Below are 18,993 nucleotides of genomic sequence, written 5' to 3' on the forward strand. Positions count from 1 at the left end.
TCGGCCGGCGCGACGCCCGGGTCAGGCCACGATCAGCCCGAACGCGGCCAGGGCCGCGGCCGCCTGGCGCTGCGAAATCACCGCCTTCTTGAACAGCTTGGCGTCCATCACGTTGAGCCCGCTGATGTCGGTGCCGCGCAGGTCCGCGCCTTCAAAGCGGGTCAGCCGGGTCTGCGCATTGCGCAGGCTGCCGCCATTGAACACGGCATCGCGGAAGTCGCAGCCGGAGAGCTCGGCATCGGAAAAATCCATGCCCTCCAACTGCGCCTTGCGGAACGACAGCCCGCGCAGGTCGGCGCTGACCAGCAGGCAGTCGCGGAATTCCAGCGCCCACCCGGTCACCTCCTGCAGGTGCGCACCGGTCAGCTTGCAGTCGGCGAACTGCACCGAGGACAACGTTGCACGGCGCCAGTGGCTGTTGTTGAGGTCGCAATGCGAAAACCGCGCGTCACTCAACAGCGCCGCGCTGAAGTCGCACGCGCCGCCGCGGCACTTGTGCCACTGGCTTTCTTCCAGTGATGCCGCCAGCCAGTTGGCGCCGGCCAGCGAACACTGGTTGAACTGGAACCCGTCCATGTCCAGCCGCGAAAAGTCGCCGTGGTCGAACGTGCAGCCCTCGAAGACGGCTGCACGCGGATGCGCGGCGATGATCGCCTGCATGCGCGTGCGGGTGATGGATTCATCGCGGAAAGTGGCGGTGTTCATGCGGTCATTCTGGAGGATGGGGGGCACAGGCGGCAGTCTTGAAGGCAGCGGCGGAGTGTGTACAGCGTCACCGGCGCACATCCTGCGGCTCCCTCCGACGTAGAGCCGACCGTTGGTCGGCTGCCGTGGGTGCAGACACGTGGGGCGACACGTGCAGCCGACCAACGGTCGGCTCTACCGGGTGGTTGTCCTGGATGTCCGGCGTCAGTCGAAGGTCCAGAACGGCGCCTTGATCCGCTCGCGCCAATAGGGCTCGCCGGCCAGGTAGAACGTCTGCGCATGGGCCTTTGCGAACCAGCCGGCGGCGGCGTCCAGATCGCGCGTCACGCCGGCGCGGCCACGGCCGAGCAGCAACCCGCTGAAATACTGCCCGTACACATTGCCCTGGTCAGCGGCCAGGCGGTACCAGCGCAGTGCGTCCACGCCATCGCGCGGCAGGCCCATCCCGAGTTCGTACATCGCGCCCAGATCCACCTGGGCGTCGGCATCGCCGCGCTGCGCACGCCGCTGGATGTCGACGACCAGGGAATGCAGGGTGCCATCGGCCTGCGCCGCGATCGCCTGTGGCAGCCGCGAGGATTCGGATGGCATGTGGAAGTAGATCGTTGCGCGCAGGTCCCAGCGCAGTGCGCTGGCCGCGTCACCGTGTTCGCGATGGACCTTGGCCAGCATCAGCATGGCCATCGGATTGCCGTGCCCGGCGGCAGTGCGGTACCACCGCTCGGCTTTTCGGGGTGAGGCGCGCAGGGCGGTGCCCTGCACGATGTTCGGGCCGGTGCCATGCAGCAGCTCGCCGTGGGTCCAGATCCGGCCCAGGGCTTCTTCGGCCTGGGTGTTGTGGACGCTCCACGGGGTGACAGCGGCGGCACGTTCGTACCACGTCACCGCGCGGGGGTCGTTGAAGGTTTCAAAGGTCCTGGCTGCGTCCCAGGCACCCACGAAGCTGCCATCGGCTGCCTGGGTTTCGATCGACTGCACGATGCTGGCCGGCGTCCGTGGCGGGGCGCTGCTGCAGGCGATGAGGGAAAGGGCCAGGGCGATGCTGGCCGGGCGTGAAGCGATGCGTCCGATGCGGGGGATCATGCCGGCCAGGTGATGCGGAAGGGCGCCGATTATCGCCCGGTCCCGCAGCGCCGGGTTGCCCGCGGCGGTCGGTTTGGTTGCCATCGCAACAGTTGCGCCGCTGCCAAAAGCCGGTTACGGTCGGTCCATGTCCTCGTTCCCGGCCACCGCTGTCAGCAATACCAACCGCACCAATCTGCGCGCGAATAATCGTGCGCGGCCGATGCGGGACTGCGACCAGGGCTAGTACAAGCAACACGCCCGGACCCCAGAAAACCCGCATCGACCGATGCGGGTTTTTTTGTGGCCCGGGTTTACCCCTTCCGGGCCTGGGTGGCCGGTCGAATGCCTGCAATACGTGTATTCCCCCATCATCAGGAGCTGTTCCCATGTGTTCGATCTTCGGTATTTTCGGCCTGCAGGTCGGTGACGACCTCCCGGCGCTGCGCCGCCACGCGCTGGACCTGTCCCAGCGCCAGCGCCATCGTGGCCCGGACTGGAGCGGGGTGTATGTCGATGCCGGCGCCGTCCTGGTGCACGAACGGCTGGCCATCGTCGACCCGGCCGGCGGCTCGCAGCCGCTGCTGTCCGAGGACGGCCAACTGGCGTTGGCGGTCAACGGCGAGATCTACAACCACCGCGAACTGAAGGCCGAACTGGCCCAGCCCTACGCCTTCCAGACCGGCTCGGACTGCGAGGTGATCAACGCGCTGTACCGCCAGGACAGCCCGGCCTCGTTCCTCAACCGCCTCAACGGCATCTTCGCCTTCGCGTTGTGGGATCGCGATCGCCAGCGGGTGCTGATCGCACGCGATCCGATCGGCGTGGTGCCGCTGTACTGGGGCCATGACAAGGACGGGCGCCTGGTGGTGGCCTCCGAGCTGAAGTCGCTGGTGGACATCTGCGCCGATGCCGCGCAGTTCCCGCCGGGCCACTGGTACGACAGCGCCACCGACACCCTGACCCGCTACTACGAGCGCCCTTGGCGCGACTATGACGCCGTGGAAGGCGTGGAGGCCGACCGGGTCGAACTGCGCGAGGCGTTCGAGCGCGCGGTGCACCGCCAGTTGATGACCGACGTGCCCTACGGCGTGTTGCTGTCCGGTGGCCTGGATTCCTCGCTGGTGGCCGCAGTGGCCGCACGTTACGCCCGCCACCGCATCGAGGATGGCGACCAGAGCGAGGCCTGGTGGCCGCGCCTGCACTCCTTCGCCATCGGCCTGAAGGGCTCGCCCGACCTGGCCGCCGCCGCCATCGCCGCCGAGGCGCTGGGCACCGTGCACCACGGCTTCGAATACACCTTCGAGGAAGGCCTGGACGCGCTGCCGGAGGTGATCCGGCACGTGGAAACCTACGATGTCACCACCATCCGCGCGTCCACCCCGATGTTCCTGCTGGCGCGTCGGATCAAGGCGATGGGGGTGAAGATGGTGCTGTCCGGCGAGGGCAGCGACGAGATCTTCGGCGGCTACCTGTACTTCCACAAAGCGCCGAACGCGCGCGAGTTCCACGAAGAGCTGGTGCGCAAGCTCGATGCGCTCAACAACTACGACTGCCTGCGCGCCAACAAGTCGATGATGGCCTGGGGCGTGGAGCCGCGCGTGCCGTTCCTGGACCGCGAGTTCCTCGACGTGGCCATGCGCATCGATGCGCGGCACAAGATGGTCGGGCAGGGCCCGCAGGGCGCGCGCCGGATCGAGAAGGCGGTACTGCGCGAGGCCTTCGAAGGCTATCTGCCCGACTCGATCCTGTGGCGACAGAAGGAGCAGTTCAGCGATGGCGTCGGCTATGGCTGGATCGACGGGCTCAAGGCGCATGCCGAAACGCAGGTCAGCGACCGGGTGATGGCCGCGGCCGACAAGCGCTTCGTGCACAACCCGCCGCAGACCAAGGAGGCGTATTACTACCGCCACGTCTTCGAGCAGTACTTCCCCACCCAGGCGGCGGCGGAGACCGTGCCGGGCGGCAAGTCGATTGCCTGTTCCTCGCCTGCGGCGATCGCCTGGGATGCCAGTTTCGCCACGATGGCCGATCCGTCCGGCCGCGCCGTAGCCGGCGTGCACGAGCAGGCGCTGGCCTGATCGCAGGAGGGCCACCACGGCGTTGGCGCGCCGTGGTGGAAAGAGGACTGCCGTACGCCGCGCCACCCCGTAGAATCGCTCCCTCAATCGATGGGGATCGGTAATGGAATTGAAGAGCAGCGGCGGGATGCGTCGGAGCGGGTTGGCATGGCGCTACCTGGGGTGGGTGGCGGTGCCCTTGCTGGTGGGCCTGGGCCTGGCGCGGTATGCCGGCCCGAGCGTGACCGCGCAGGTCAGCCGTGCCGACGCCTCGCTCGGCGCCGACTGGGCCGCCCACCTGCATGCGCCGCTGGGCCTGTTCCTCATGCAACTGCTGGTGCTGCTGCTGGTGGCCAAGGGCGCCGGCTGGCTGTTCCGGCGCTTCGGCCAGCCCGGCGTGATCGGCGAGATGGCCGCCGGGCTGATGATGGGCCCGCTGGTGCTGGGCGCGCTGCTGCCGCAGGTGCACGGTGCACTGTTTCCTGCCGCGTCGCTGGGCTCGCTGGGCCTGCTCAGTCAGTTGGGCGTGCTGATGTTCCTGCTGGTGGCCGGTGCCGAGCTGGACCTGGGCGGCCTGCGCGGTCGTCGGCGCTTCGCCTTCGTGGTCAGCCATGCCGGGATCGCGGTGCCGTTCGTGCTGGGCGTGGCGCTGGCGATCTGGCTGTACGGCGCGCATGCGCCGCGCGGGATCGGCTTCACCGGGTTCGCGCTGTTTGTCGGGATTTCATTGAGCATCACCGCGTTCCCGGTGCTGCTGCGCATCCTCGCCGACCGCGGCATGACCAGCACGCCGCTGGGCCAGACCGCGATCGCCTGCGCGGCGCTGGGCGATGCCACCGCGTGGTGCCTGCTGGCACTGATCGTGGCCGCCGCACAGGCGCAGGGCTGGGTGCCGGCGGCGATCAACCTGGGCTGCGTGGTGCTGTTCGTCGGGCTCATGCTGGGCGTGGTGCGGCCGTGGTTCTCGCGGCAGGTCATCGTGGCCGGGCAGGAAGGCCGCTGGCTGCTGGTGATGCTGCTGATGGCACTGGGCTGTGCGCTGGTCACCGAAATGCTGGGCATCCACGCGTTGTTTGGCGCATTCGCCGCGGGCGTGGCGGTGTCGGGCAATGCCACCTTGCGCCACACCGTGGCCAGCCGGGTCGAGCCCTTCGCGGTGACCCTGCTGCTGCCGTTGTTCTTTGCCATGACCGGCCTGCGCATGCGCGGCGATGCGTTGCAGGCCAGCGACCTGCTGCTGTGCCTGGTGGTGATCGCGGTGGCCACGCTTGGCAAGCTGTTTGGCACGTGGAGCGCGGCGCGCAGTGCCGGCATGGACAGCCAGGAGGCATGGAAACTGGGCGCGCTGATGAACACCCGTGGCCTGATGGAGCTGATCGTGCTCAACCTGGGCTACGAACTGGGGTTCCTCGGCGATCGCCTGTTCGCCGTGCTGGTGATCATGGCGCTGGTGACCACGGCGATGACCGGCCCGTTGTTGAGCTGGATGGAGCGCGGCAAGCGCTGACCGGCCCGGATGCACGCGCGCGGCGTGGAGCCGGTGGCCGCGTGGGGGCAGCCCCGCATGGCGTGGCGCTACCTCGGTTGCAGCGTCAAGGTGTAGACCGTCGGTCCTGGCAGGAACGGCGTCGGCGCGCCCGTCACCCAGTCCGCATGCCCGGCCCCCCAGAACGGTGACAGCGGGTGCCCGCTCTGGCCGCCGGGCATGTGGATCACCCCGTCGGCCTCGTGCCCGGGCGACACCACCATGCGCTGTGACGCGCCGAATGCCGGGCCCTGCACGCGCGGCATGTCGCGGTCGCCGGGGAGGCGGTCGGCGGGCATGCACAACCAGCGCCTGGCGAGGTCGGGCAGGGCGCGGCTGACCGGGTGGCAGATCGCCGCGGTGTTGCGCTCGCCCCAGGTGCGGTCGGCCAACGTCGGCCCCTGCGCGGCGAGGTCGGCCTCCAGGCGTTTGGCCGCATCGGCCAACAGCGCATCCCAACTCGCGTACGGCGGTGGCAGCAGGTGCGCGGGGCGTTCGCTGACCAGCGGCCACAGCACCCCTTCCATCTGTGCCAGGCGGGGTTCCAGGTAGTCATCGCCCAGGCGTCGCTTCGCGGGGGCGAGCAGGCCGGTCGAGACGCTGTCCAGCACCATCCCGCGGAAACCGCGGGTGATCCGGTAGCTCACCGCGTTGGCCGACGCGTGCCCCTCCCAGTGACGGGTGGCCACGTCCAGCCGCTTCAGCGCCGGGTCGTCGCTGTGCGCCACCACCTGCCGCAGCAGCACCCACCAGCGTTGCAGGAACAACGCACGGTCGTCGAGCTGGATCGCCAGCAGATCGGCTTCGCTGAAGCGTTCCCTGGCCAGCAGGTCGTCGCGGATCTGGCGGCCGCGCGCGCCCAGGTCGTAGCCGGCATTGCCGGCCACCGCCAGCGCCTGGCCATCCAGCACGCGCCCGTTGGCGGTCCACAGGCGATGGTTGGCCGGGTCGACCAGGGCCGGTGAGGCGTCGCTGCGGATCGGCCACGGCGCGCACTGCGCGGCTACCGGCGCCGCGCCGCTGGCGGGTGCGCAGTCGGCGGCGCGGTCAGGTCGCGCACCGATCAGGCGCCAGGCGATACGGCCATGGCGGTCCGCCAGCAGCAGGTTCTGGGTGGGGATGCCGGCGCGATCGGCAATGTGCAGGGCATCGTCGAGGTCGGCCGCGCGTGCCATGTCGGCGAAATCCAGGCGCACCGCGCCCGGCAGTTGCGCGGTCCAGCGCAGGGCATCGCCGCTGCCGTCGGCACGCGTGTGCAGGATCGGGCCCCACGCGGTTTCGCGCACCCGCAGCACGGTGTCGGGCTGGCCCGCCACGCGGATGCGCTCTTCGTAGGTGCGGATGCCGTCCCCGCCACCCGGCGCGTCGGCCGGCACCGGGATGAAATCGGCGTTGTCGATGTAACTGTTGGTGAAGCCCCATGCCACGTGACCGTTGCTGCCGACCACGATCGCCGGCAGGCCGGGCAGCGAGAACCCGCTGACGTCGACCTTGCCGCCGGGGGCCTGCGCGTCGGCATAGCGCAACCGCACCCGGAACCACAGGTTGGGCGCGCGCAGGCCCAGGTGCATGTCGTCGGCGAGGATCGCGCGCCCATCGGCGGTGAGTGCGCCGGCCACGGCGAAATTGTTGCTGCCCTTGACGTCCTGATCGGCCGGCGCGGCTGCCGCTGTGGGCGGCGAGCGTGGATCGGCGCGCAGATCGAGCTGTACGGCCGACGGCAACGGCGCATTGCCGCGTGCCGCCCCGAACAGCGGTGCATCCCACTCGCTGCCGTCGTGGCTGAGCAGCGCATACAGCGCCGGCGGCACCACCGCGCGGATCCGGGCCATCGCCAGCTCGGTCTGGTTGCCGGGGTCCTGCAGGTCGGCGTACATCGCCAGCCCGGCGAGCACGCTGTCCTCGGCGGTCCAGGCCGCCGGCGCCTGGCGCAGCAGCAGGTAGGGCCAGGGGCGTACACGCAGGTCGGCCAGGCCCTGGTTGACCCCGGCCACGTAGGACTGCACTCCCTGCGGGTCGGCACCGACGGCGTGCGCCAGGTGCGCGTGGGTACGGGCGCGCAGGCGATGCACGCGCATGCGCTGGTCGGCGGGGATCGCGGCCGGCCCGAACAGCTCGGCCAGCTCACCGGCCGCGCTGCGGCGCATCAGGTCCATCTCGAAGTAGCGCTCCTGCGCATGCACCAGGCCCAGGGCACGCATCGCGTCGCGCTGGTTCGCCGCATCGATGGTGACCACCCCCAGCGCGTCGCGGCTCACGCTGACCGGGGCCTGCAGCCCGTCGACGCGCTGCTCGCCCTCCAGCGGGGCCAGGCTGCCGCGCAGCAACAAGACAGTGCCAACGATGAGCAGCGACACCAGCACCAGCAACAGCCACAGCACCCGCGTGAGCCAGCGACGCATGCAGCGCCTCCCGTTGACGTTGTGCCCTGGATTGTAGGGGCTGTGAGGGCCATGTGCAGGCCAGGCGAAGCGCAACTGCAAGTGATTCCGATTAGATCATTGGATTTCTGGATGGGGCACCATGGCGCCCATCGATCCACCAGGAAGCACCCCCATGAAAGGCAATCCGGACGTCATCGCGTGTTTGAAGGAGCTGCTGCGCGGCGAATTGGCGGCGCGCGACCAGTACTTCATCCATTCGCGTCGCTACGAGGACCAGGGCCTGATGGCGCTGTACGAGCGCCTCAACCACGAGATGGAAGAAGAGACCCAGCACGCCGATGCGCTGCTGCGCCGGATCCTGTTCCTCGGTGGCAACCCGGACATGCGCCCGCACGCCTTCGAGCCGGGCGTGACCGTGGAAGAGATGCTGCAGAAGGACCTGGACACCGAGTACAGCGTGCGCAACAACCTGGCGGCCGGCATGAAGCTGTGCGAACAGCACCAGGATTACGTGAGCCGCGACATGCTGCTGGTGCAGTTGAAGGACACCGAGGAAGACCATGCCTGGTGGCTGGAACAGCAGCTTGGCCTGATCAAGCGGATCGGCCTGGCGCTGTACCAGACCAGCAAGATGGATGCGAAGGGTACGGCCGCGCACTGACGCGCCTACGCGCATCAGTCCCACGATGTGCTGCGCACATCGCGGGCCCCGGCGTATCACCTTCCACATGCCCGCGCCTGTCGGCGCGCCCCCTTGGATTCCAAGGGGGCTGTTTCTCCAGACGGTGTCCTGGATGCGTGACGATCCACCGCCCCGTCATCGGGTTCTGCTCGCCAGCCAGCTTTCGCCAGCACGCTGCAGAAGCCCTCGTCCGCCCGCCAGCAACTGCCAGCCAGCCGACAAACGAAACAGCCGGGGATTCCCGGCTGTTTCGTTTTCCAGGCACGTAGCGTAGTGCCGGGCTCTGCCCGGCAACCGCGCAACGCGCGGCAGATGCGGCCGGGCAGAGCCCGGCGCAACGCAGTGGGGGTGTGGGGAACGCGGACGGCCGGGTTTCCCCGGCCGTTTTTTCATCTGCGCTGTTAGCTTGCGGTCATTCCACCGCCAACCCTTCCACCTTCTGCCAGCCGCGCGGCAGCAGGTGGCCACGCGTGGCGCGCGTGCCCAGGTAGGTCTCCAGGTCCTTGAACGACAGGTTCATGGTGCGCGTGCCGCTGCGCACCAGCAGCGTGTTGCCCGGGCCGACCGAGACCACCGCGACCACGCGCTCGGTGGCGAGCTTGGCCTTGGGGATGTCGATGATCTTGTTGCCCTTGCCCTTGTCCAGTTCCGGCAGGTCGCTGGCGGCGATCGCCAGCAGGTTGCCCGAACTGGTCACCGCCACGATGCGGTCCGTTTCCGGATTGGCGACCACCGCCGGGGTGAGCACCTTCGAGCCGGACGTCAGGTTGAGCATCGCCTTGCCGGCCTTGTTGCGCCCGGTGAGGTTCTCGAAGCGGGTGACGAAGCCATACCCGTGGGTGGAGGCCAGCACGAAGCGGGTGGTGTTCTCGCCGCTGGCCAGGGTCAGGAACTGGCTGCCCGGCGCCGGCGAGAAGCGGCCGGTGAGCGGTTCGCCGTTGCCACGTGCCGAGGGCAGGGTGTGGATCAGCGTGGAGTAGGCGCGCCCTTCGCTGTCCAGGAAGGCCACCTGCTGCGTGCTGCGCGCACGCACCGAGCCCAGCAGCGCATCGCCCTCGCGGTAGGAGAGGGTGGAGGGGTCCATGTCGTGGCCCTTGGCCGCGCGGATCCAGCCCTTTTCCGAGAGCACCACGGTCATCGGCTCGCTCGGCACCAGCTCGGTTTCGTCGATCGCCTGCGCGGCACCACGCTGCACCAGCGGCGAACGGCGCGCGTCGCCGAACTTCTTCGCATCGGCGGTGAGTTCGTCGCGGATCAGCTTCTTCAGCTTGGCCTTGCTGTCCAGGATGGCCAGGATCTTGTCGCGCTCCTTGGCCAGTTCGTCCTGCTCGCCACGGATCTTCATTTCTTCCAGGCGGGCCAGCTGCTTGAGCTTGGTTTCCAGGATGTATTCGGCCTGGTCGTCGCTCAGCGTGAAGCGCGCGATCAGCGCGGCCTTGGGTTCGTCCTCGGTGCGGATGATGTGGATCACTTCATCCAGGTTGAGGAACGCCACCAGCAGGCCTTCCAACAGGTGCAGGCGGCGCTCCACTTTCTGCAGGCGATGGTTGAGGCGGCGGGTGACGGTGGTGCCGCGGAACTGCAGCCACTCGCTGAGCAGCATCTTCAGGTTCTTCACCTGCGGACGCCCGTCCAGCCCGATCACGTTGAGGTTGACCCGGTAGCTGCGCTCCAGGTCGGTGGTGGCGAACAGGTGGCCCATCAGCTGGTCGGCATCCACGCGGTTGGAGCGCGGCACCAGCACCACCCGCACCGGGTTGGCGTGGTCGGACTCGTCGCGGATGTCTTCCAGCCACGGCAACTTCTTGGCGCGCATCTGGGCGGCGATCTGCTCGATCACCTTCGACGGCGAAACCTGGAAGGGCAGCGCGTTGATGACGATGTTGCTGCCGTCCTTGAAGAACGTCGAGCGCGCACGCACGCTGCCGTAGCCGGTTTCGTACATGTTCCGCAGGTCGGCCGGCGCGGTGATGATCTCCGCCGCGCTCGGGTAGTCCGGGCCCTTGACGTGCTCGCACAGGTCGGCCACGGTCGCGTCCGGATCGTCCAGCAGGTGCAGCAGCGCGCTGACGATCTCGTTGAGGTTGTGCGGCGGCACGTCGGTGGCCATGCCCACGGCGATGCCGGTGGTGCCATTGAGCAGCAGGTGCGGCAGGCGCGCCGGCATCCAGGTCGGCTCTTCCAGAGTGCCGTCGAAGTTCGGGGTCCAGTCGGTGGTGCCCTGGTTGATTTCGCCCAGCAGCACTTCGGCGATCGGGGTGAGCTTGGATTCGGTGTAGCGCATCGCCGCGAACGACTTCGGGTCGTCGGTGGAACCGAAGTTGCCCTGGCCTTCGATCAGCGGGTAGCGGTAGGAGAATGGCTGGGCCATCAGCACCAGCGCTTCGTAGCAGGCACTGTCGCCGTGCGGGTGGTACTTACCGATGACATCACCCACGGTACGCGCGGACTTCTTCGGCTTGGAGGCGGCATTCAGGCCCAGCTCGCTCATCGAATAGATGATGCGGCGCTGCACCGGCTTCAAGCCGTCGCCGATGAACGGCAGTGCGCGATCGAGCACCACGTACATCGAATAGTCCAGGTACGCCCGTTCGGCGTACTCGCGCAGGGGCAGCTGTTCAAAGCCGTGGAAGGCGGGGCGGGCAAGATCGGTCATGCGGGATTGTTACCTGTGGCAAGGGACGGCGACGGCTGTCGCCCTCGCAGGCGGTCGATTATCCGGATGCGGCCGGGGATGCCAAGCCGCGCGTTGGATTGAGGGGCTGGCCGTTGCGTGCCAGGTAGCGCCCGGGTGGGCAGCCGAAGTGGCGGCGGAACACCGTCACGAAGGCGCTGGGGCTGCTGAAGCCCAGCGCGTGCGCGATATCGGACACGCTGCGGCCATCGGACAACCGGCGCAGACCGTCGGCCAGGCGGGCCTGTTGGCGCCACTGGGCGAAGCTGAGCGTGGTCTCGTCGCGGAAGTGCCGGGTCAGTGTACGCGGCGACAACCCGGCCCACTGCGCCCATTGTTCCAGGCTGCGGCCGTCGGCCGGGTTGGCGATCAGCTGCGAGGCGATCCGCAGCAGGCGGCGGTCCTGCGGCATCGGCAGGTGCATGCGCTGGCGCGGCGCGTTGCGGATCTCATCCAGGAGCACCTCGATCATGTGCTGCTGGCGCAGGTCGGCCGCGGCCGCCGGCGCCCAGCGGGTCACCCGCACGGCCAGCGCCTGCAGCAGGTCGGAGATGGCCACCACGCAAGGCTGGTCGGGCAGGTCGTGGGCCATCTCGGCCGAGACGATCAGGCCCCACCCGCGCAGCGGACCGGAAATGCCCACCGTGTGGGGCTCGCCGGGCGGCATCCAGCCGGCACAGCCGGGCGGCAGCGACCAGTTGCCGTGGCGGGTGCGGATGTTGAGCAGGCCGGCCTCGACGCTGATCAGCTGCGCCCGGCGGTGCTGGTGCCAGTCGATTTCGCGGTCCAGCCCGCGCGCGCTCTCGATCTGGAAGCCCAGCACGGCCAGGCCGTCGTCGCGTTCGAGCCAGTCCAGCACGTCGTGCCGCACCTGGGCAGGGGGGAGGGCAACGGCGTCCTCTGGCCTGAAAACGTTATTCATTGTCCAGATTGTAATACCGGGCCACCGGAATGGGCCCTTAAGGTAGCCACCTCCGCATTGTTCTGGATGTTGCAACACAGCATTTGGTTCCAGATTAAATATTTCCATTGAGAAATATATTTTCTGGAAGTAAAGTGCGCCCCCATGATGATCTGCCCTGAATCCACTCCTCCCAGCTTCGGGCTGCTGTTGCGCCAGGTGCGCGACGGCCTGGTCCGTCAGCTCGACACGTCGATGGCCGAGGAAAACCTCGGCATTGGGTTCACCCACTACCTCGGCTTGAAGGTGCTCTCGGTGAAGGCCCCGTGCACCGCCAACGAGTTGGCCCAGGCCCTGGACCAGGTGCCCAGCGCGGTGACCCGCCTGCTGGACAAGCTGGAAGCCATGGGCTGCGTGCGGCGCGAGCCGCATGCCCAGGACCGGCGGGCGTTGCAGATCGTATTGACTGAAGAAGGCCGCCAGTTGTGGGCCCGGCTGAAGCAGCGCGGCGACCAGACCATCGACGACGCGATGCGCGACTTGTCCTCCGACGAGCGCGCGCAGCTGCTTTCCCTCATGACCCGTGTACGTGACTCGCTGATTACGCCATGACCTCCTCCCCTGATCGCACTTCCCCGCTGCGTCCGCTGCGCCCGGTGCTGGTGTCCGTGCTGGCCCTGGCGCTGGCCGCCTGCGCCAGTAGCCGCGGCCTGCAACCGCAGGCCACGCTGCTCGACGCCGACAGCCTGCAGACCCAGCGCACCCTGGCCGCCGACGGCCTGAGCCAGCCCGGCTGGCCGGCCACCGACTGGTGGCGCGCGCTGGGCGACCCCCAGCTGGACGCGCTGATTGCCGAAGGCCTGCAGCGCAACCCGGGCCTGGATGCGGCCGATGCGCGCCTGCGCCAGGCCCGCGCCCAGATCGGCACCGCCCATGCCGAGCGGCTGCCCAGCCTGTCCGCCTCCGGCGGCTACACCGGCGTGCGCCTGCCCGAATCGATGGTCGGCGACGAACTGGGGGGCAGCTATGCCGGCAGCGGCCAGGCCTATCTCAGCTTCAGCTATGGCATCGACCTGTGGGGCGGCAAGCGCGCCGCCTGGGAAGCGGCCGTGGACAGCGGCCATGCCGCCGAAGTGGATGCACAGGCCGCACGCCTGAACCTGTCCGCCGCGATCGCCGAGGCGTATGCGCAGTTGGGCTATGCCTACACGCTGCTCGACGTGGCCAGCGAAGAGCTCGGGCGCTCGCAGAAGACCCTGGACCTGACCCGGCAACGGCGCGCAGCCGGCATCGACAGCGACCTGCAGACCCGCCAGGCCGAAGCCCGCATCCCGGCCGCGCAGCAGCAGCAACAGGCCGCCCAGCAGCAGATCGACGAGGCCCGCACCGCGCTGGCCGCGCTGGTCGGGCAGGGGCCGGACCGTGGCCTGCAGATCGAGCGCCCGCGCGTACTCAGCCCGCTGGCGCTGCAGTTGCCCGGCGTGCTGCCCAGCGCGCTGCTTGGCCGGCGCCCGGACATCGTGGCGGCGCGCTGGCGCGTGGAGGCGGCCAACCGCCAGATCCACGCGGCCAAGGCGCAGTTCTACCCGAGCCTCAACCTGACGGCCCTCGGCGGGGTGGTCTCCAGTGAAGTGGACCAGTTGCTGAAGAGCGGCTCCACCTTCGCCTTCCTGGGCCCGGCGCTGAGCCTGCCGATCTTCGATGGCGGCCGCCTGCGCGCCAACCTGGACAAGACCGACGCGCAGTACGACCTGGCCGTGGCCGACTACAACCAGTCGGTGGTCAACGCGCTGCGCGACGTCGCCGACCAGGTCAATGCGGTGCGCTCGCTGGCCAGCCAGGCCGCCGCGCAGCAGCAGGCGGTGGATACCGCCCGCGCCGCCCACGACCTGGCCGAGCAGCGCTACCGCGCCGGCATCGGCAGCTACCTTGAAGTGCTGGTGGTCGAAGAGCAGCTGCTGGTGTCCCAGCAGCGGCTGGCCGAACTGCAGTCCCGCCAGATCCTTGTTTCGGTACGGCTGAGCCAGTCGCTGGGCGGTGGGTTCACCCCGTCCGGCGACACCGCCACGCTCGCCACCGCCCCTGATTCCACGCATTCCTGAGACGCCTCCCATGAGCCAGACATCCGCTCCCGCTGCCGCCCCGGCAGCTCCGTCCCGTCGCGGCAAGCTGCTGCGCGGCCTGTTGGTCATCGTGGTGCTGCTGCTGGCCGCGCTGGCGCTGTGGTACTTCATGTTCGGCCGTTGGTTCGAAGACACCGACGATGCCTACGTGCAGGGCAACCAGGTCCAGATCACCCCGCTGGTGGCCGGTACCGTGGTGGCCATCAACGCCGATGACGGCATGCGCGTCGAGCGCGGCCAGCTGCTGGTGCAGCTGGACCCGGCCGACACCGAAGTGGCACTGCAGCAGGCCGAAGCCAACCTGGCCAAGACCGTGCGCCAGACCCGCGGCCTGTATCGCAGCGTCGAAGGCGCGCAGGCGGATCTGAACGCCCGCCAGGTGACCTTGAAGCGCGTCCGCGAGGACTTCAACCGCCGCAAGGACCTGGCTGCCACCGGCGCGATCTCCAACGAAGAGCTGGCGCACGCCCGCGACGAACTGGCCGGTGCAGAAGCGGCCGTGGCCGGTTCGCGCGAAACCTTCGAGCGCAGCAATGCGCTGGTCGATGACACCGTGATTGCCACCCAGCCGGACGTGCAGGCCGCCGCCGCGCAGCTGCGCCAGGCGTACCTCAACAACGCCCGCGCCGGCATCGTCGCCCCGGTCAGCGGGTATATCGCCCGTCGTTCGGTGCAGGTTGGCCAGCGCGTGCAGCCGGGTACCGCGCTGATGGCGGTGGTGCCCACCGACCAGATGTGGGTGGAAGCCAACTTCAAGGAAACCCAGTTGCGCCACATGCGCCTGGGCCAGGAAGTGGAGCTGCGCTCGGACCTGTACGGCGGTGACGTCACCTACAAGGGCCGCATCGACAGCCTCGGCCTGGGCACCGGCTCGGCGTTCTCGCTGCTGCCGGCGCAGAATGCCAGCGGCAACTGGATCAAGATCGTGCAGCGCGTGCCGGTGCGCATCGCCATCGATCCCAAGCAGCTGGCCGAGCACCCGCTGCGCATCGGCCTGTCGATCAAGGCCGAAGTGAGCCTGCGCGACCAGAAGGGCACCGTGCTGCCGACGCAGTTCGCCAAGGGCCAGGTGTTCGACACCGACGTCTACGCCAAGCAGCTGCACAGCGCCGATGACGTGATCCATACGATCATCCAGGGCAACCTGCCGCAGCAGGCCAAGGCGAACTGAGGCCGCCATGTCCGCACAAGCTCCCGCCGCGCCCGGCACCCCGGGCGCACCGTCGGCGCCAGGTGCGGCCGCCGGTTTCCTGCCGCCCAGCGTGGCCCTGTGCACCGTCGGCCTGGCGATGGCCTCGTTCATGCAGGTGCTCGACACCACCATCGCCAACGTCTCGCTGCCGACCATCGCCGGCAACCTCGGCGCCAGTTCGCAGCAGGCCACCTGGGTCATCACCTCGTTCGCGGTCAGCACCGCGATCGCGCTGCCGCTGACCGGCTTCCTGAGCCGTCGCTTCGGCGAACGCAAGCTGTTCGTCTGGGCGACGCTGGCCTTCGTGGTCACCTCGCTGCTGTGCGGCCTGGCCCAGAGCATGGGCATGCTGGTGCTGTCGCGCGCGCTGCAGGGATTCGTGGCCGGCCCGATGTATCCGATCACGCAGTCGCTGCTGGTCTCGATCTACCCCCGCGAGAAACGGGGGCAGGCGCTGGCGCTGCTGGCGATGATCACGGTGGTCGCGCCGATCTGCGGCCCGATCCTGGGCGGCTGGATCACCGACAACTACAGCTGGGAATGGATCTTCCTGATCAACGTGCCGCTGGGCATTTTCGCCGCGATGGTGGTGGGCAGCCAGTTGAAGGGCCGCCCCGAGCAGATCGAGAAGCCGAAGATGGATTACGTCGGCCTGATCACCCTGGTGGTCGGCGTGGGCGCATTGCAGCTGGTGCTCGACCTGGGCAACGACGAAGACTGGTTCTCCTCCACCAAGATCGTGGTGCTGGCCTGCGTGGCGGTGGTGGCACTGGCGGTGTTCCTGATCTGGGAGCTGACCGACAAGGACCCGATCGTCGACCTGAAGCTGTTCCGCCACCGCAATTTCCGCGCCGGTACGCTGGCGATGGTGGTGGCGTACGCGGCATTCTTCAGCGTCTCGCTGCTGATCCCGCAATGGTTGCAGCGCGACATGGGCTATACCGCGATCTGGGCGGGCCTGGCGACGGCGCCGATCGGCATCCTGCCGGTGATCATGACGCCGTTCGTGGGCAAGTACGCCTCGCGTTTCGACATGCGCATGATCGCCTCGTTCGCGTTCGTGTTCCTGTCCTTCACCAGTTTCATGCGCTCGGACTTCAACCTGCAGGTGGACTACGCGCACGTGGCCGGCGTCCAGCTGATCATGGGCATTGGCGTTGCGCTGTTCTTCATGCCGGTGCTGCAGATCCTGCTGTCGGACCTGGACGGTCGCGAGATCGCGGCGGGTTCGGGCCTGGCCACCTTCCTGCGCACGCTGGGCGGCAGCTTCGCGGCGTCGTTGACGACCTGGCTGTGGGCGCGCCGGACCCAGGTACACCACGCCGACCTGACCGAGCACATCTCGGCCTACCAGCCGGGCATGCAGGACCAGGTGGCGGCGATGGGGCAGGGCGACCTGCAGCATGGCGCGGCCGTGCTCAACAACATGATCAACCACCAGGCATCGCAGATGGGCTTCAACGACATCTTCTTCCTGCTGGGCTGGATCTTCCTGGCGATCATCGCCTTCCTGTGGCTGGCCAAACCACCGTTCGGCGCAGGCGCGGGCGCGGCGTCCGCCGGCGGGCATTGATCCGCAGGTGAGCTGAAACGAAAAACCCCGTCGAAAGACGGGGTTTTTTTTCATGTTGGCTGCGAAGAGCACGTGCAGAGCGGAGCAGAGCAACAGCAGAGCAACAGCGCATCGTCTGTATGTCTCGTGGCTTGGTCGGGTACGGGTGGGCTGGCGGGACACGCCGCGAGTACGTCCCTGTAGGCTCGTTCGCGCCATCCATGGCGCTCTACGGTCCCGCCAACCCACCCGTACCCGCCCTTGAAAGTGAGTCGGTGCGCGACGAAGAGCGAACGGCCAATAGCCCAACAGCTCAACAACCCAACAGCCCAACAGCCCAACAGCAAAGTAGCAGGCAGCAAAGCAGCAAAGCAGCAAAGCAACAGGCAACAGGCAGCAAGTAGCGAGGCAGCAAGTAGCGAGGCAGCAAGGCAGCCGACCAACGGTCGGCTCTACCGCGTTAGGTCTTGTACGTTGGCCACCGGCCCACTGTCTGGGGCGGGGGTGTGTGGGTTCGCGGGACCGTCGTACGCCATGGATGGCGTACGCGAGCCTCCACGGATGGATTCACGGCGTGTCCCGCGAACCCACACATCCCCGCCCAGCCCGGCGCAGGCACAAACGCAACGCACTGGCTCTAGGCTCTGGCTCCAGGCTCTGGCCTTGGCTTCTAAAAAAAAGAAACAAACCCCAAACCCCAGACATGAAAAAACCCGCTTTCGCGGGTTTGATCATTATCTGAGTCATGGTGCCCAGGAGAGGACTCGAACCTCCACGAAGTTGCCCCCGCTAGCACCTGAAGCTAGTGCGTCTACCAATTCCGCCACCTGGGCGACTCAGGAGGAGAATTCTGCGGGAGAACTAAAATTGTGTCAACAGCATTTCGCGGGAAATTTCGATGCTGGCGCGACGCTGCTTCGCCGCTCCACATGCCGCGTGAGGCATGGCGTCCCAGTCCAACGTCAGCCAACGCCAGAAACGAAAAAACCCGCTTGCGCGGGTTTGATCATTGTCTGAGTCATGGTGCCCAGGAGAGGACTCGAACCTCCACGAAGTTGCCCCCGCTAGCACCTGAAGCTAGTGCGTCTACCAATTCCGCCACCTGGGCGACTCAGGAGGCGAATTATGCGGAAGCATTGCAGCACTGTCAATGCATTCTGGCCCGCTATCGACACCGGGTGGCGCCAGCGCTGCCGCGGCGCGGCTTGACCCCGCATGCGGCCACTCAAAATACTCGTCGTACCCCGCAGCAAGGCGTTCCCATGGACACCCCGATCCTGCACTTCCACCCGCTGTCTTCGTGCTGCCAGAAGGTGCTCATCGCCGCCGGCGTACTCGGCGTCGCGCTGGACACGCGCCTGTTGAACCTCGGCGACCCGGTCGAGCGCGCGGCATTCCGGGCACTGTGGCCGCTGGACAAGATGCCGCTGCTGATCGAGCAGGGCACGCCCATCGGCGAGACCAGCATCATCATCGAGTACCTCCAGCTCCACCATGCCGCCGACGGTGCGTGGCTGATTCCAGCGGATCCGGCGCAGGCGCTGGCGGTGAGGTTCTGGGACCGGTTCTGCGACTTCTACGTCATGACCCCGATGCAGGCGCTGACCGCCACGCTGCTGCAGCCGGACGCGCAGGGGGATGCGCAGGCCACGGCGGCGGCGCGGGCAACCCTGCTCAAAAGTTACGCATTGCTGGATCGCCAGCTCGAGGGGCGGCGCTGGCTGACGGGCGAGGCGTTCACCCTGGCCGACTGCGCCGCGGCGCCCGCCCTGTTCTATGCCGTGGCCTACGTGCCGTTGCCCGACGCGCATGCCGCGCTGTCGGCGTACGTAGAGCGGTTGATGGCGCATGCGGACGTGGCCGCGGTGGTCGATGCGGCCCGCCCGTGGTTCAAGTACTTCCCGGGACGGGCGGGGCTGGCCCGCCGCTACTACGACCCGCAGGCCTGATCCGCGCGGTTTCGGGAGGGCAGAAACGAAAAAACCCGCTTGCGCGGGTTTGATCATTGTCTGAGTCATGGTGCCCAGGAGAGGACTCGAACCTCCACGAAGTTGCCCCCGCTAGCACCTGAAGCTAGTGCGTCTACCAATTCCGCCACCTGGGCGACTCAGGAGGAGAATTGTGGCGATGCCG

13 protein-coding genes and 3 tRNA genes are annotated in these 18,993 nt (G+C 68.0%); 8 read left to right on the plus strand and 8 right to left on the minus strand.

Annotated elements, in window-relative coordinates; genetic code table 11:
• Positions 1 to 21 precede the first annotated feature (21 nt).
• Together AC1DGC_RS08975 and AC1DGC_RS08980 are read right to left on the minus strand one after the other, a co-directional pair.
• Positions 22 to 705, minus strand: a complete 684-nt coding sequence (locus AC1DGC_RS08975) for a pentapeptide repeat-containing protein (RefSeq protein WP_259204185.1) — start codon at positions 703 to 705, stop codon at positions 22 to 24.
• Between the two features lie 204 nt (positions 706 to 909).
• Positions 910 to 1,788, minus strand: coding sequence for a tetratricopeptide repeat protein (locus AC1DGC_RS08980; RefSeq protein ID WP_478047692.1), 879 nt, complete (start codon positions 1,786 to 1,788; stop codon positions 910 to 912).
• Between the two features lie 368 nt (positions 1,789 to 2,156).
• Here AC1DGC_RS08980 and asnB point away from each other — a divergent pair, with 368 nt between their 5' ends.
• Together asnB and AC1DGC_RS08990 are read left to right on the plus strand one after the other, a co-directional pair.
• The gene (asnB, locus tag AC1DGC_RS08985; protein WP_478047693.1) at positions 2,157 to 3,848 is read left to right on the plus strand and encodes an asparagine synthase B; all 1,692 of its coding nucleotides are present in this window, start codon (positions 2,157 to 2,159) and stop codon (positions 3,846 to 3,848) included.
• A gap of 103 nt (positions 3,849 to 3,951) precedes the next feature.
• Positions 3,952 to 5,334, plus strand: a complete 1,383-nt coding sequence (locus AC1DGC_RS08990) for a cation:proton antiporter (RefSeq protein ID WP_449334797.1) — start codon at positions 3,952 to 3,954, stop codon at positions 5,332 to 5,334.
• 68 nt (positions 5,335 to 5,402) lie between these two features.
• Here AC1DGC_RS08990 and AC1DGC_RS08995 read toward each other — a convergent pair whose 3' ends face one another.
• On the minus strand, positions 5,403 to 7,754 hold the full coding sequence (locus tag AC1DGC_RS08995; RefSeq protein ID WP_478047694.1) for a penicillin acylase family protein: 2,352 nt from the start codon (positions 7,752 to 7,754) through the stop codon (positions 5,403 to 5,405).
• A 154-nt stretch (positions 7,755 to 7,908) separates the two neighbouring features.
• Between AC1DGC_RS08995 and bfr the strand changes: the two genes are divergently transcribed.
• On the plus strand, positions 7,909 to 8,397 hold the full coding sequence (gene bfr, locus AC1DGC_RS09000) for a bacterioferritin (protein WP_259204204.1): 489 nt from the start codon (positions 7,909 to 7,911) through the stop codon (positions 8,395 to 8,397).
• Between the two features lie 433 nt (positions 8,398 to 8,830).
• On the opposite strand, the gene parC is transcribed toward bfr, so the two are convergent.
• Positions 8,831 to 11,074 (minus strand): DNA topoisomerase IV subunit A, encoded by a 2,244-nt coding sequence (gene parC / locus AC1DGC_RS09005; RefSeq protein WP_394164826.1) that lies wholly within the window; start codon positions 11,072 to 11,074, stop codon positions 8,831 to 8,833.
• Positions 11,075 to 11,132: 58 nt separating this feature from the next.
• A complete protein-coding gene (locus AC1DGC_RS09010) occupies positions 11,133 to 12,014 on the minus strand; it encodes an AraC family transcriptional regulator (RefSeq protein ID WP_259204218.1) in 882 nt (293 codons plus the stop codon).
• Positions 12,015 to 12,161: 147 nt separating this feature from the next.
• On the opposite strand from AC1DGC_RS09010, the gene AC1DGC_RS09015 reads away from it, so the two are divergent.
• From AC1DGC_RS09015 to emrB, 4 genes are read left to right on the plus strand one after another with little or no spacing between them, the layout of a single operon-like run.
• Positions 12,162 to 12,605 carry a MarR family winged helix-turn-helix transcriptional regulator gene (locus AC1DGC_RS09015; RefSeq protein ID WP_259204981.1) on the plus strand — a complete coding sequence of 148 codons (444 nt, stop codon included), beginning with the start codon at positions 12,162 to 12,164 and terminating at the stop codon, positions 12,603 to 12,605.
• The gene (locus AC1DGC_RS09020) at positions 12,602 to 14,095 is read left to right on the plus strand and encodes an efflux transporter outer membrane subunit (RefSeq protein WP_259204221.1); all 1,494 of its coding nucleotides are present in this window, start codon (positions 12,602 to 12,604) and stop codon (positions 14,093 to 14,095) included. Before AC1DGC_RS09015 ends, AC1DGC_RS09020 begins: the two co-directional genes overlap by 4 nt.
• Before the next feature lie 10 nt (positions 14,096 to 14,105).
• Positions 14,106 to 15,287 (plus strand): multidrug efflux MFS transporter periplasmic adaptor subunit EmrA, encoded by a 1,182-nt coding sequence (gene emrA / locus AC1DGC_RS09025; RefSeq protein WP_394164825.1) that lies wholly within the window; start codon positions 14,106 to 14,108, stop codon positions 15,285 to 15,287.
• Between the two features lie 7 nt (positions 15,288 to 15,294).
• Positions 15,295 to 16,881, plus strand: coding sequence for a multidrug efflux MFS transporter permease subunit EmrB (gene emrB, locus AC1DGC_RS09030; protein WP_394164824.1), 1,587 nt, complete (start codon positions 15,295 to 15,297; stop codon positions 16,879 to 16,881).
• 725 nt (positions 16,882 to 17,606) lie between these two features.
• Here the strand turns inward: emrB and AC1DGC_RS09035 are convergent.
• Together AC1DGC_RS09035 and AC1DGC_RS09040 are read right to left on the minus strand one after the other, a co-directional pair.
• Positions 17,607 to 17,693 (minus strand) — tRNA-Leu (locus AC1DGC_RS09035).
• Positions 17,694 to 17,881: 188 nt separating this feature from the next.
• Positions 17,882 to 17,968 (minus strand) — tRNA-Leu (locus tag AC1DGC_RS09040).
• Between the two features lie 154 nt (positions 17,969 to 18,122).
• Here AC1DGC_RS09040 and AC1DGC_RS09045 point away from each other — a divergent pair.
• Positions 18,123 to 18,809, plus strand: a complete 687-nt coding sequence (locus AC1DGC_RS09045; protein ID WP_478047695.1) for a glutathione S-transferase family protein — start codon at positions 18,123 to 18,125, stop codon at positions 18,807 to 18,809.
• Between the two features lie 68 nt (positions 18,810 to 18,877).
• Here AC1DGC_RS09045 and AC1DGC_RS09050 read toward each other — a convergent pair.
• Positions 18,878 to 18,964, minus strand: a tRNA-Leu gene (locus AC1DGC_RS09050).
• Positions 18,965 to 18,993 lie beyond the last annotated feature (29 nt).

Source organism: Stenotrophomonas sp. 05N37, assembly GCF_056397365.1.